The 15,100-nt window shown below is 35.7% G+C and carries 7 protein-coding genes; 5 read left to right on the top strand and 2 right to left on the bottom strand.

Annotated elements, in window-relative coordinates; all coding sequences use genetic code 11:
* Nucleotides 1-942: 942 nt before the first annotated feature.
* Both AB674_RS11135 and AB674_RS11130 read right to left on the bottom strand, forming a co-directional pair.
* Nucleotides 943-7,842, bottom strand: a complete 6,900-nt coding sequence (locus AB674_RS11135) for a S8 family serine peptidase (RefSeq protein WP_082210623.1) — start codon at nucleotides 7,840-7,842, stop codon at nucleotides 943-945.
* A 297-nt stretch (nucleotides 7,843-8,139) separates the two neighbouring features.
* Nucleotides 8,140-8,823 carry a DUF4294 domain-containing protein gene (locus AB674_RS11130; RefSeq protein ID WP_047776575.1) on the bottom strand — a complete coding sequence of 228 codons (684 nt, stop codon included), beginning with the start codon at nucleotides 8,821-8,823 and terminating at the stop codon, nucleotides 8,140-8,142.
* Between the two features lie 81 nt (nucleotides 8,824-8,904).
* On the opposite strand from AB674_RS11130, the gene AB674_RS11125 reads away from it, so the two are divergent.
* The 5 genes from AB674_RS11125 to AB674_RS11105 all read left to right on the top strand — a co-directional run bounded on the left by AB674_RS11125 (nucleotide 8,905) and on the right by AB674_RS11105 (nucleotide 14,940).
* Nucleotides 8,905-9,993, top strand: coding sequence for a M42 family metallopeptidase (locus tag AB674_RS11125; RefSeq protein WP_047776573.1), 1,089 nt, complete (start codon nucleotides 8,905-8,907; stop codon nucleotides 9,991-9,993).
* 478 nt (nucleotides 9,994-10,471) lie between these two features.
* Nucleotides 10,472-11,152, top strand: a complete 681-nt coding sequence (locus tag AB674_RS11120) for a response regulator transcription factor (RefSeq protein WP_047776571.1) — start codon at nucleotides 10,472-10,474, stop codon at nucleotides 11,150-11,152.
* Entirely contained in the window at nucleotides 11,149-12,510 is a 1,362-nt protein-coding gene (locus tag AB674_RS11115) for a sensor histidine kinase (protein WP_047776570.1), read from the top strand. Before AB674_RS11120 ends, AB674_RS11115 begins: the two co-directional genes overlap by 4 nt.
* Nucleotides 12,511-12,594: 84 nt before the next feature.
* Nucleotides 12,595-13,842 (top strand): TolC family protein, encoded by a 1,248-nt coding sequence (locus AB674_RS11110; RefSeq protein ID WP_053004246.1) that lies wholly within the window; start codon nucleotides 12,595-12,597, stop codon nucleotides 13,840-13,842.
* 12 nt (nucleotides 13,843-13,854) lie between these two features.
* On the top strand, nucleotides 13,855-14,940 hold the full coding sequence (locus AB674_RS11105; RefSeq protein WP_047776567.1) for an efflux RND transporter periplasmic adaptor subunit: 1,086 nt from the start codon (nucleotides 13,855-13,857) through the stop codon (nucleotides 14,938-14,940).
* Nucleotides 14,941-15,100 lie beyond the last annotated feature (160 nt).

Raw genomic sequence — 15,100 nt, 5'->3', positions numbered from 1 at the left:
ATTACTCTTATTCTTTTGTTTTAACATCTCTGTTAAAACGGCTGTCAATTCAATATGTCTACGAACGTGTGTTTCTTTTTAATTTCGCTTGTTTCTCAAAGCGGCTGCAAAACTACATCTTTATTTTTAACTGGCAAGACTTTTTTGAAGTTTTTTTTAGAAACTTTTCGTTTCTAATTTTCTTCTTTTCTTAACCAATCTCTCAATGAACTTGCGTGTTTTGCGGGGTGCAAAGGTAAGCAGCGTTTTCAAATCTCACAAGCTTTTTTGAATCTTTTTTTTATTTTGTTTTCTCAAACTTTTCTAAAAAATTAATCCTCTTTTCTTGTCAGTCTATCAGGGAACGTCTGCGTCGTTGCGGGTGCAAAAGTAGTCTCTTTATTCGCTTTTACAAGCTTTTTACTTTGCTTTTTTTGCCTTTTTTTAAATCTTTTTATTAACTTACTGGTAATGGTGTTTTTACAAAACTTCTCTTTTTGTTGTTTTTAGGAATTTTCTTTCAAATTGTGATTTTGTCTTGTTGCTGTTCTTTTGGAAGGGCTGATTTTACTGGGATTTTTAAAAAATAAACCCGACAGGTTTTGAAAACCTGTCGGGTTGAGGGTGTATAATTAAGGATATGATTGCTCCTATATATTATAGTATCTGATTTAGGGAACCTATAACTTCTTTTGTACGCTGGATGCTTTTTAATTTTAGAACTTTTAAACAACAAACCCGAAAGGTTTTGAAAACCTGTCGGGTTGGGGGTGTATAATTAAGGATGTAATTACACCTATATATATATAAGGACAACTGTTATTCTCTACCTTACTCTCTTTAACAAACAAACCCGACAGGTTTTAAAAACCTGTCGGGTTGTGGATTTGGTGTATATTAGAACAAGACCGGCTTTGAATGCTATTGTGATGGCTTGTTTTTTTTTAATATACTAGACGAAACTTATTTGATAATTAATTTTTGCGTTGCGGTTTTACCATCTTGCTCTACTTTAATTATATAAACTCCCGATGGCAAACTAGAAACATTTATTTCTTTGTCAGCAGATCGTATCGTAAACACCTTTTTTCCGGACATATCAGATATTCTGATGTTTTTAGAACCGCCGGAACTTGTTTGTATGTGCACTTTCCCATCTTTTACCGGATTTGGGTAGATAACAAACCCTTCAATTGTATTGGAATCTACTCCTAAACTACATGCTGTGCTTGATACATTTATTATACGAGTTACTGAAGTTTGATTTTGCAAGGCGTCTTTGACGGTATAAGTACGAATGTATTGACCCGGCGTATTTACATCGACAGAACCCGAAACTACAACTCCTGCTCCGATATCAACACCTAAATTGTCTTTTGCACTATAACCTGCATCGGTAAAAACACAACCTTTATTAATAGAAACTATAGCGTCTCCTAAAAGCGTTATGGTTGGTGCAGCTCTTTCAATTGTTATGGTCCAATCTACAATATCTCCATTTTGCGCCAATACATTATAAACAACTGGCGAAGTATAGTTTAATCTCGTAACCCCACTATCTTGAAAATAGGTACCGATACGCAATGTAGCAAAATCAGATATTTGGAAAACCGGAACTACTGTAGCTAAATCAGCATTATTATCAACCAAAACCTTAGCTGTTTTGGAAACCGGATCTATAACACTTGTTCCTACTTGATTTGCAACAGTATATGCCAAAATATTGGCTTCTGAATTTCTCGCATTTAATGTAACCGTATAATTGGTCCGTGAAAGTTTGTTTTCTGAGACAACAGTAACCAGAAAACTATTCGAATAATCTGATATAATTGTTTTCGAATTTAACTGCTTCACACCGTCTATATAAAGTTCTGCTCCCGGAGAGACAGCAAAATCTGCTTTTAAACTAGAAATATTAGTTCCAAAGACTACTGTTTTTGTAACATTGTTTCCTGTTATATCTGTATTAATATCTGATGTTAGCACCGGATTTGATGCGGTTGTAAAATTATACGAAATTAATTTGCTTTCCGTTTTTAAATCGGTAATCACCTTAATAGTATACGCTTCTGAAATTCCTGTATTAAAACCAACTCCCTCAACTGTTAGCGTAAGTGGATTAGTATAGTCATTTGCTGTAACACCGTTTACTTGTGTTATTCCGTTTATTTTTGCAGTACTATTCATTCCTAATCCCCAATTGGCAACTGCGGTCGTTATATCGGATCCATTATTCAACAATACAGTATAGGTTTTGGTTGCTGCATCGTAAGTGGACGAAAGCTGATTTACAAAATCTACCTTTTGTAACAGAACAGGAATATTCCAGAATTTCCCTTCACCTAAACCATTTGAATCGGCATTTGTTACTACAGCTGTATTATCATTTGCAGAAGAATCATGAACAAATTGTTTATCACCTTCGGAGAAAGGATAATAACCTGTTAACCCAGCTTCATTACCCGTATATCTTACCATTGCATTGCCAGAAATTGTTGCCTGATCCCGAACACCCGACCAAATACGAACTTCATCTATGTTACCATTTAAACCACGTGTTAAAGTGGCATTGTTACCAATATAAGCCGGCAGTGTTGCATTAGTAGTAGCTGCCCCGGCAATACCGGTACTAGTAAAAGGAACAGAAACTCCATCTATATAAACAGTATACACATTAGTTGAACTCACTGTGTAAGCAATATGCTGCCAAATGTTTTGTTTAATCGAATTTGCTCCTGTATTGATTACATATGAACCTGAAGCAGTTGTAATAGAAATTACCAGACTATTTTCTTTGTAAAGCGTTACATTATTACTGTTATGAATAAAGACTAACGCCCTGCTTTTGTCTAAAACTCTACCAAAGGTCGATGGTTTCTTCTGATTAACCCATGCTTCGAATGTGTAATTGTTGGTAAGATCCAGAGCTGGTGTAACATCTGTCTTTATAAAATCATCAACTCCATCGAAAGTCCCTACTACGTTTAAAGCATAATTTGCGGCATGTGTAAGTGAAATTGATTTACTGTCGTTTGTTGCGTCTGTATCACCTGCTAATTTAGTATATACTTCAATTGTATAATCTCTTGGCGCACTTAAGTCTGCTTTAGTAATGAATGAAAAAGTAGCTGTTCCCAGTGCTGCAATAGAGGTACTGACATTTTGAACCACTTCGGTTCCGCCATTAATTTTGTATGCTATTGGGAAATTAGCGATTGCAGCGTTCGAAAAATTACGTATAACTGCTGTTACGGTCACAGGTTTATTAGCAGATTTAAAAGGTGCTGTAATTCTTTCTACACTTGCATCAGCAGCGGTAAATGGCAATACATTAACGGTATATTCTTCTACCTCGAAATCTCCTCTTGAACTTGTTAATCCATCAATAGTTGGTCCAAGGTTTACGTTAAAATACTCATTCGGCGAACGAAACATATGGATAACACGCATCAATTTTTCACCTGCTGTCGTACCTGCAGGAATCGTTAAACCTCCTGCCAATGAAATATTATTTCTGAAATAATGGGTACTTGTTGTAGATGGAATTGCCGGTGCAGCTGAAGTAGGTGTTGTATTCACCCAGAAATTACCCGCATAAAATTCATCGGTTAGATTGCCATCTCCATTCAAATCAATAACCATCATAGTAAACACACCAACAGCAGTTGCTGACAGATCTCTTGTGATTGGTATTTCTGTTTTGGTGATTGAAACCTCAGGCTGATAGGTGAATCCCGGATATACCGGAATTTTTATATTCTTAAAATCAGAATAGGCAGTCGTTCCTGAAGTATTCACAACATCATTCCATTTCAATTTAGAAATGGCATATCCACTGGTATTCTCATGAACAGGTAGTTCATTTTTGTTATATACTGTCTTTTCTTTTGCGTCATTACTATTATTATCGTCTGTTATATCAACACCACTTTTTATTAGGTAAGTTGCTCCAACATCAGACAAATCTGCTTTGGCTGCAAAAGTAAAACTTACTGTAGCATAAGCAGCTATAGCAGGAACTGTCTCTGCAACTTTTGCTCCTCCGTTTACCTGATAATATACCGGGTGGTTTGTTAAAGCAGTTGCACCTAAATTACTAACTCTAATCGTTACATCATTTGTACTTGTTTTTTTTCCAAGAATCTCCGGCGTAACTATAGCAGCGACACTAGCATCAAGTACGGTTGGTTTTGCAACACAACTGATGTCAGCGGTCCACCCTGCTCCATTTGTGTTTGAATCTGAAGTAAACCTAAAAGTTAGCTCCCCTCCTGCTGCTTTAGATGTTACTGATGAAGGCAAAGCATTGCCTGTAAAAGTACCGACCAATGAAGCTGCAGAAACCGAAGGGCCATTATAAACATACAAATAATCAAAATCTTGTTCCGTATCAAAAGTTGTAAAATCTACTTTTATACTGCTGCCTGCTGTAGCGGGTTTAAAAGTTAGGGTCTGGGTTACATTATCACTATAATTGGTGAAACGTGTTCCGTTATCTGTAAATACCGCCGAACAAGTAGTATTTGGAGTAGCTGACCCCATTAAAACATCTGTCCCATTATTATAAACAGTTTTTGTAATTGTATTATTTTCAACAACAGCGTCACCGGTATAATTTACATTGCCAACAACTTTGTAAACACCCGGAGTAGCATAATTGACTTTCTGAACAAAATCATAAGACACGCTGCTCAAAGGAGCAATGGGTCCCGGAATAACTTCACTAACTTCTGTTTCTTCATTAATTTTATAAGAAACAGGAATAGTACTTATTGCAACAGGAGAATTGTTAAACACTTTCATTGTCACGGTCTCAGTAGCTGTTAAAGCAGTATTGGCTACCAATGAAGATAGTGCCAAATCGGTAGTTGTGGCTTCGAAAAGACTAACATTATCTACAAAAACAGTAGTGTACACCGTATCATTACCAACCACACTCGCATCATTATCCATAACAGTTTCAAAAGCAATACTAAATGTTGTTCCTGCGAATGCCGACAAATCATAGATTACTTCTGTATTTCCTGATAGCGTGGCTCCTGCATAAACGTCTATGTTTTCATGACTGCTTAGCGGGATTCCATTTACCAAAACTCTAAAAAAGTTTTTATTAACGGCGCCAACACTATTCCAAATTAAATTAAATTTCATACGAATCACTTTTCCTGTCAGTGCTGTAGCATCAATATCGCAAAAAGACATCTTTTTTATGAAATTCGGGTTATTGGCAAAGGCATTCGCAGTTGTACTTGCAACCCATGGCGTCAAAGATACATTTCCGGACCCTGCCATTTTTACACCATCCAGTAATGTTGCGTTTACATATTCATATTTTATAATACCTGCAGTTCCTTTGGAAAGAACATAATTCGTTGCTTTTCTTTCATTGAAGTTTTCTAAAAACGGTAAACTGGCAACTGTCAAAACCGGCTGTGAAACCGGATCCACCTTTATTGCTTTAGCTCTTTCAGAGGTAATTCCTGTAGCAACATCTATTGTGCGAACAGAGAACCAATTGTCTTCCCCTGCTGTAAGATTATTAAACGTATAAGTAGGTTCTGTAACTGTCGCGACAGCATCAAACTTGTATCCGTTCATTTTTAAAACTTCATATTTTGCTCCTGCAATAGGATCCCAATCCATTTTATAGGAAGAAGTACCGCAGACAGCTGGCGCAATCACTAAATTTTTAGGCTCTGCAATAATATTAAATACTTCTTTTGAAGTATCTACTTTTGCACCTGTACTAATTCTTATCTTAGCGTTTGCAACCACAGCTGCAGGTATTTTCCAGGCAAAACTTCTTGCGGCAGCAGGAACTTCTTTTGCTAGTGTCATATAATTTATTCCTCCATCAAGTGAATATTCGATCGTGAACGTTTTTGCTTCTCCTTCATAATCCCAACGGATGTATTCTGTAGTTTCCGGATTGAATTTTTCTCTACCAATCGGATAAGTCAGGCTTAATTCCGGTGCCACATAATCGTATACTACCGAAAATTCCTGACTGTTAAGAGGAACTCTTGTACCGGTAACCAAAATTTTATAGGTTCCTGGAGCAGGATTATCTAAAGTTACTTGTTCGATATTGTTCAACGTATCTACTCCCCTTGTCGCATTTGCATTTGGAGTTGTTGGATTTAAAATCCACGGTAAGGTCGTAGTACCGTCTTTTACGATTTTAATATCCAAATCATTTACCTGAACAGAAGTCGACCCGGGTGTTCCTGCTACATCCGAATAAGCAAGCATAACTTTTAAAGAAACTAAACCCACAGGCACCACAATTTCTTTTTCATAAACTGCTCCGCCTGCTACAGTAGCCGTATAAAACATTCTTTTATCTAAAGCTTTAATCGCTCTTAGACCATTCAAATTTCCAAAACCATATTTATAATCCGGACCCGGGTTACCGGCATCTATTGCCGTATTTGTAACCAACGCTTTCATTAAAGAGGCTAATGGTTTTTCTCCATAAATATTTTTATATCTTTCGTAGAGCAAAGCTATTGTACCACTGGTTCCGGGTGTTGCCATTGAAGTTCCGCTCTTAACTGAATACCCATTACTATAATCTAATGAATATACATCTGTGCCAACTGCCGCAATTTGTGGTACCAAGCGACCATCAATCGTTGGTCCGAAACTACTGTAATTACTAATCAAATCATCAGGATTATTAGCTGCTACGTGCAATGAGTTTTTTGAATTTTTAGTAGAGGTATTAAAACCGCCCGGGTATGCTGATTGTGAATTTCCATTAGAATACACATTTAAAAGATAAGGATATAGAACCGTAACATTATCGTCTCCACGATCTTCATTATCGTATCTCCTCACATTGTATCCGGAAGTAAGACTGGTTCCGTAAGAATTAGAGGTGATTTCGATCCCGTCTTCTGTTACCGCTTTTACTCTTTCTTGTTGCACACTTAAACCATTTGATTGTGTATTAAAATTCCAACCAAACATTTGTACCTCCGGCGCCATACCTCTGGCTCTTGGATCTAACAAACCGGCACCGCCAATTGTTCCGGAAACGTGTGCTCCGTGAGAAGAATTAGACTCGTATTCTCTAATTGTAACTCTACCGGTATGATCTTTATGTTTTTCCAGATTTCCATCCCAAACACCCACTTTAACCCCTTTTCCTGTTAATCCATATCCTAAACCGGGAATAGCTGAACTTAAAACATTTACTTTATGAGAAGTTACACCAGGCTTATTATCACTTTCAACAGGAGCAGCAACCAATTCAATATTCTGAACCCAGTTTAGTTTTGCGATTTCCTCCAATTTATCTCTGGAAGCTTCCAAATAAACCTCATTAAAAGATTCGTCGATCTTACTGCTTTTCACAAATAAACCTGCCAAATTTTGTGAAATAACTTTACTGTCAACTCCCTTAAAGTAACTTACTACAACCTTAACGTTATTACTTCCTTCTAAGGCATAATCCGGAATTGCTCCATTTGCAATCATTGGATCAATTTTATACTTTGAATCTACCGTAACAACAGTCCTGATAGTAGAAGAAATAACCCCTTTATTGTAATAGTTCGAATTAATTAAAGCATAATAAGCATTATTCGATAAATAACTAAGCAATGTAATACCTTGCTCTTTTAACTTTTGCTGCTCTTTTACAGATGGCATTTGGGTAAATTGCACCAAACAGTAAGTTGCCACTGGCTTTTGCTTACTTGTATTCTTCTTAAATTCTCTAACTTGTTCTTTAAAATTGGCAGAAGTAGGTATTTTATTTCCATTTATAAAAACAGAATAATCATTTTGAAGCTCTTCTTGCGACCACATCGAAATCGCAAAAAACATCATAATAAGACTAAGTATTCTTTTTAGCATAGGAGAATTTTTTGGTTAATTAATAGTTAAAAAAAAGTAAACTTAACGAATTAAACTACAAACAGCAAATAATTATTATAAGAAATTTCCTAAACAAACAAGCGTGAACTAAAATTAAAACTAAAAACCAGTATTGGCGGGATCTTACAACAGCATCGGCAGCAGGGTAAAAAAAGAACCGAACCTGTCTTAGAAAAAGAATATACCTATTACGAAAACCAAATATTAAAGTTTTATCCAAAAAAAAAAGACTTACCAAAAATTAATCCGGTAAGTCTTTTAAATAGATGTGTTTATTTATTTTGCTGCTTTCAGCTCTTTTGCTTTTTCCTGCCAATGATTACTCAAATCATCGTAATCAACGGGATGTGCGGGCTTTTGATTGATTAATCTACCCGATTCGAAGGCTCTGACGAGTATGGTTTCGATCAAATAATCCTCGTTTACTTCATAGGGCTTGTACTCTCTTTTTAGGCTGATATCGAATAAATTAGCTGTCGTATTGGATACAAATGCTTTGAAACCACTTTTTAAATTCTTGATAAGGTCAAAGGTCGTGGTTCCGGTTTGGCGGTGAACGAGTTTTACGAGTATTTGTCCTTGTTTTCTGGAAAGTTTTTTAAGTCGGTCTTCAAATTCATTGTTAAGATAATCCTCAACGATTTTGAAGTACTTTTTCTTTTCGCGATTTGTTTTTAAACGTGCCATTCCCTGATTTAAGGCCGTAAGCCTGTCTGCGGTTGTTTTGGCATAAGGATAGGTTTTATAAACACGATTCTGCAGAATAAGAAATTGCTTCTGTGCCTCGGGATCCAGCTTCTCTTTAGAAATTATAATCTCCGGCAATTCGATAGTATCATTTAAGATAGTATCCTGTTCGGTCAATATATAGCCCATTTCCTGATTCTCTTTAGGGGTAACCTGGGCTTGACTTTTAAAACTAATCAATATAAAAAATAAAATAAAGTAGGTAAATCTCATGGAGTCATAATTTAAATGTAAAATTATATATTTATATACAACTCTAATACCAAATTTATAAATTAGCGCAAAAAATTTTCTATGAGCACAAAATCTATCTTAAAAGATACCTCTATAGCTTTTCTTGAAAGCTACCTTAATAATGCCTCACCTACCGGTTACGAAAGCGAAGGCCAAAAACTTTGGATGGATTATCTGAAACCTTATGTAGACACCTTTATTACTGATACCTATGGTACAGCCGTGGGAGTTATCAATCCTGATGCTCCTTTTAAAGTGGTTATTGAAGGACATGCAGATGAAATTTCATGGTATGTAAACTATATTACTGATGACGGATTACTATATGTGATCAGAAATGGTGGTTCTGATCACCAAATCGCTCCCTCAAAAAGAGTGCATATTCACACTAAAAAAGGAATTGTTAAAGGGGTTTTCGGATGGCCGGCCATTCATACCCGATTACGTGATAAAGAAGAGACACCAAAAATCAGCAATATTTTTATCGATTTAGGTTGTGAGACCAAAGAGCAGGTCGAAGCAATGGGAGTTCATGTGGGCTGTGTAATTACGTATCCTGATGAATTTATGATTCTGAACGAAAACAAATTTGTATGTCGCGCCATCGACAACAGAATGGGTGGTTTTATGATCGCCGAAGTAGCCCGTTTGCTTCATGAAAACAAAAAAGAACTTCCTTTTGGTTTGTATATCGTAAACTCCGTTCAGGAAGAAATTGGTCTTCGTGGTGCTGAAATGATTGCACAAACAATTAAACCAAATGTAGCCATAGTTACTGATGTTTGCCATGATACGACAACTCCTATGATTGACAAAAAAGTAGAAGGTGATCTAAAAATGGGGAAAGGTCCTGTAATTGCTTATGCTCCTGCAGTACAAAATAAATTACGCGATTTAATTGTGGATACTGCTGAGGAAAACAAAATCCCATTCCAGCGTCATGCCTCTTCGCGCGCTACAGGAACAGATACAGATGCTTTTGCGTACAGCAACGGTGGTGTCGCATCTGCTTTGATTTCATTACCTTTACGTTATATGCATACTACTGTAGAAATGGTACACAGAGAAGATGTTGAAAATGTGATTCAGTTGATTTATGAATCTATATTGAAAATCGAAAACAACGAAACATTTTCGTATTTCAAATAGGGGATGTAAAAAAAATGGTACGCGGATTTGGCGGATTAAGCGGATTTGGCGGATTTTTTATCAGTTCTTTTGTTAGAATCTGCTAATTCAGCGTGATAAAAGTTAAAGCAATTCAAAGACGCAAGATAAAAATAGCACGCAGATTTAGCAGATTAGGCAGATTTTCGCCAAAGCAATGATAAAAAATCCGCTAAATCTGCTAAATCTGCGTGAAAAAAAAGATAGAATTAAATTAATCCCCACAGATCAAATCATTTCAATCCTATTAATCTGTGGCAAAAAATTAAACACGAATTGCACAAATTACATTAATTAATTCTTGCCAATTGGCGAAATTCGTGGCAAAAAATATTTTTAGAACTCAATCATAAATAGATCAAAACACATCGTTTTAAACTTCTATTTGAGACTCATAAAACATTGGTTCGGTTATTCGATACAAACATTGGATAACCGAATTAACCAATATAAAAAGAACATGAAAATTTTACTACTCGAAGATGATTTTACTTTATCAAAAGAAATCTCAACATTCTTTACCTCAAAAGAATTCGAGTGTTTTCCCTATTACGACGGCTCCTTATTATTAAAAAAGTATCTTCCTAACGAATACGACTTAATAATTCTGGACATCAATGTACCCGGAACAACCGGAATAGACGTTTGCAAAGGCATTCGTCAAGTCGACAAAAAAACGCCTATAATTATGCTGACTGCTTTTAGCGAAATTGAAGACAAACTCGCTTCTTTTGACAATGGCGCCGATGATTATCTGGTAAAACCGTTTCATTTTGAAGAACTATATGCCCGAATAACTTCGCTTTTAAGACGAAAAGACATTCCGCAACAAACCGAAAAAAAAATTCTTATTAAGGATTTAGAAATTCAGGAAGAAGAAATGAAAGTCTTTCGCTCCGGCGAAGAAATAAAACTAACCCCAAAAGAGTTTAAACTCATCTTAATTTTGGCTCATGCCAAAGGAAAAGTGCTGTCTAAACAATTTATTGCCGAAAAACTTTGGGACTATCACATCGAAACCAATCAGAATACTATTGAAGTTTACATTAATTTTTTAAGAAAAAAAATTGATAAAGACCACGAAACAAAACTCATTCGTACCAAAATTGGCTACGGATATTATTTAAGTGATCAGGAATGACATTAAAAAATCGAATATCGCTATTAGTCAGTTTGTTGTTTACCATCCTTTTTGGTTTGGCTTCGACTGTGATATTCATTTTATATTCCAATTACAGAAAAGAAGAATTCCGCGACCGGTTAGAGATTAAGGCTTTATCAAACATAAAACTTCTGGTAAATGTCAAGCAAATCGACAATCAGTTGCTTAAAATTATCGATCAGAACTCCATCAATAAATTATACGACGAAAAAACGCTGGTTTTTGATTCTAACTACAAATTAATCTACAGCAGTATTGATGATGCCAAAATAAAATGGTCTGTTGATGATCTGAAGTATTTAAAAAAGAACAAAACCTTTTTTAAACAACAAGGTGATTATGAAGTATACGGCGTTTTTTACGATACTAACGACCGTGATTTTTATGCGTTAATCTCGGCGACGGACAATTTTGGTAAAAAGAAATTGCTTTTTCTGCGTTATACCTTAATTGTATCCTATCTTTTCTTTACCTGTCTGTGTTGGATTATCACTTCTTTTACCGTAAAAAAACTGATGAATCCTCTGAATTCCTTTCATCAAAAAATAAAAAATATAAACGAGAACAATCTCGACACCCGTATTGAGTCTAAAAGTAATAAAAACGAAATTGATCTGATTGCCAACGAATTCAACTTCATGATGGACCGGATTGAAGTCTCCTATCAAAAACAGAAAGAATTCACGGCAAACGCTTCGCATGAACTCAGAACTCCACTGTCCAGAATCACTTCGCAAATCGAAAATGCTGTTGCAGATCCTAAAACGAGTGTTGAAAATAAGTCCTTTTTAACCAATATATTAGCTGACGTAAATCAATTAACGGAACTGATTAATTCCTTATTGATTTTGTCTAAAGTAGATACCAACAGAGGCCAAAATACAGAAATACATCGCATGGATGAAATCCTCTTTTCTGCTATTGAAAATCTGAATAAAAGTTTTCCTGATTTTGTAATTCTATTTGAAATTGAAGAAAATGAAAACCTCGATACCGCTTTAGAAATAAAAGGAAATAAAAACCTACTGGAAATTGCCTTGAGCAATGTTCTCAAAAATGCCTGTGTTTACTCAGACAACAAACAGGCAACAGTTAAAATTAGTGCAGACGACCACCATTTAATTCTCTCTGTTTCTAACACCGGAATTACCTTAAGCGAAGAAGAGCAAAAAAACCTTTTTCAGCCTTTTATGCGTGGAGAAAATTCAAAAGGAACAACCGGATTTGGCCTTGGATTGCGAATTGTTCAACGAATCCTCACGCTACACAAAGCAACCATAAGCTACTCAGTATCAAATATTAACACGAATTTATTTCGGTTAACTTTTCATTTGTAAGTAATTTTAAGCTATTTTTAAGGTAGATTTTAAGGTGTCTTAAAGTCTGTCGATAGCATATTTGTACAAACTAAAAATGATACAATGAAAAAGTTATTTGCATTACTCCTATTCGCAATGCTTAATCAGGCTGCAATGGCTCAGAAAACGGTCACCCTTCAAGACTGTGAGGCTCAATTTTTAAAAAAGAATCTCTTGTTACTGGCTTCTCAATACAATATTGATGCATCAAAAGCCATGACCATTCAAGCCCGAATTTGGGATAACCCCACTCTTACAGCTGAATTGAATGCTTATAACCCAGAACGGAATCAGTATTTTGATATTGGAAAAGAAGGGCAAAAGGCTTTTGGAATCGAACAACTCATCTATTTAGGCGGAAAAAAACGCAATGAAGTAAAATTGGCTAAAACCAATGAACAACTGGCAGAACTTCAGTTTAACGATCTTCTGCGAACATTAAAACTTCAATTACGCAAAAGTTTTTATACTGTTTATTTCAACATCAAGAATCTGGAAACCACAGACAAACAAGTCGTTCATCTGGAAGATTTGATCAACTCTTACACTATTCAGGCTCAAAAAGGCAATGTTCCCTTAAAAGATGTTGTTCGCTTGCAATCTCTTTTTCTAAATTTTAAAAATGCAAGAATGGAAACTGTAAATGACAACATTGACGAACAGGCCAACTTAAAATTATTATTAAATGAAACTGAAAATGTAATTCCTGTAGTTTCTAAAGAAGAATTTGATAAGTATCTTAAAACGATTGACTTCGATTTAAAGAAATTCGAAACCGATGCCATTGCCAATCGACCGGACTATCAAGCCAAACAAAAAGAAATTGATGCCAACGAAATAAATGTAAAATGGCAAAAATCACTGTCGATTCCTGACCTTACTCTGGGAGCCAACTACGATCAGCGCAGTGGTGCTTTTAACAAAGAAAGTAACTTGACTATTGGGATTCCACTCCCTCTTTGGAACAAAAACAAAGGAAATATCAAATACGCACAGACGATTCTGGAACAATCCAAAATTGACAAACAAAATTTTGAATTGCAATTACAAACCGAAATCACATCGGCCTGGACCAAGTGGGACGAATCACGAAAAAATTACAGCGTGATAAAACCAACGGTGAATGCTGACTTTGAAGCGGTTTACAATGGAATCCTGGCCAATTTTCAAAAACGAAACATCAGTATTTTAGAATTTACCGATTTTATGGAAAGTTACAATCAGGCCACCATTCAGGTAAACGAAATAAAGAAAAAAGTAGCCCTTTCCGGTGAAGAATTAAATAGTACAATCAATAAAGACTTATTCTAAAACAAACTAAAGATGAAACATAAACTAATTATAGGAATTGCGATTGTAAGTTTATCCATAACCGGCTGCAAAAAAGAAGTTGAAAACCCCGATACCAATACTTCTTTTGTACTAAGCGATGCCATGCTAAAAACAACCACTACTGCACCGGCAGAAAAACAACCCGTAAAAAATGTATTGAGTTTTTATGGTAAAATTACGGCCGACAACAACAAAATGATTGACGTTTACCCGCTTGTTGGCGGAAGTGTATTAAAAGTGAATGTTGAACTTGGAGACTATGTAAAAAAGGGACAAGTTTTAGCCTCGATAAAAAGTACTGATGTTGCCGACTTCGAAAAGCAGGCTATTGATGCCAAAAATGATTTATTGGTAGCCAAAAACGGCCTGAAAGTAGCTCAGGAATTATATGACGGGAAGTTAAACTCGGAAAGCGATGTCTTACAGGCAAAATCGGAAGTAAACAAAGCACAATCACAGGTCAGTAAAATTCAGGAAACCTATAAAATTTACAATATCAAAGCCGGTTCTATCTATGAAGTTACTGCGCCAATAAGTGGTTTCATCATTCAAAAAAGCATCAATCAGGACATGCTTTTGAGAAATGATCGCACTGAAAACATTTTTGATATCGCCGAAATTAGCGAAGTATGGGCCATGGCTAACATTAACGAAATTGACATCAATAAAGTAAAACTGGGTACTGCAGCTGCTGTAACTACGCTAAGTTATCCCGATCAGGTTTTTAAAGGAAAAGTAGACAAGATCTATAATGTGATCGATCCTGAAACCAAAGCCATGCAGGCACGTATAAAATTAAGCAATCCGGGGTACTTATTAAAACCGGATATGAATGCCAGCATAAAATTATCCTTCGACGAAAAGGAGTCTATGATAGCCGTACCAAGTAAAGCAATCGTTTTTGATAAGAGTAAAAACTTTGTCGTGATTTTTAAAGACCGTAACAATATTGAAACCAGAAAAGTTGACGTGTATAGAGTAGTTGGTGACGTAACCTATATTTCGAGCGGACTAAAAGAAAATGAGAAGGTAATCACCAACAATCAATTGTTTATATACGGTGCCTTAAACAATTAACCAAATTAGCAGGAAAGAGATTCAATACGCAGTTAGAGTCTAAAAATAGGAAATCGGGATAATGATTTAACTCCTTTTCTAATTTCTAAGACCTATTCTATACTTTCTCCGATTATCAATTTGTACTAAATCCGGCCTGTATTAAAGACAGTAGACCTGC

Origin of the sequence: Flavobacterium sp. ABG, assembly GCF_001027725.1 — a bacterium.
Taxonomy (GTDB): Bacteria; Bacteroidota; Bacteroidia; order Flavobacteriales; family Flavobacteriaceae; genus Flavobacterium; species Flavobacterium cupriresistens.
The sequence above is the reverse complement of the archived record's forward strand: the minus strand, read 5'-3'. Positions and strand labels throughout refer to the sequence as shown.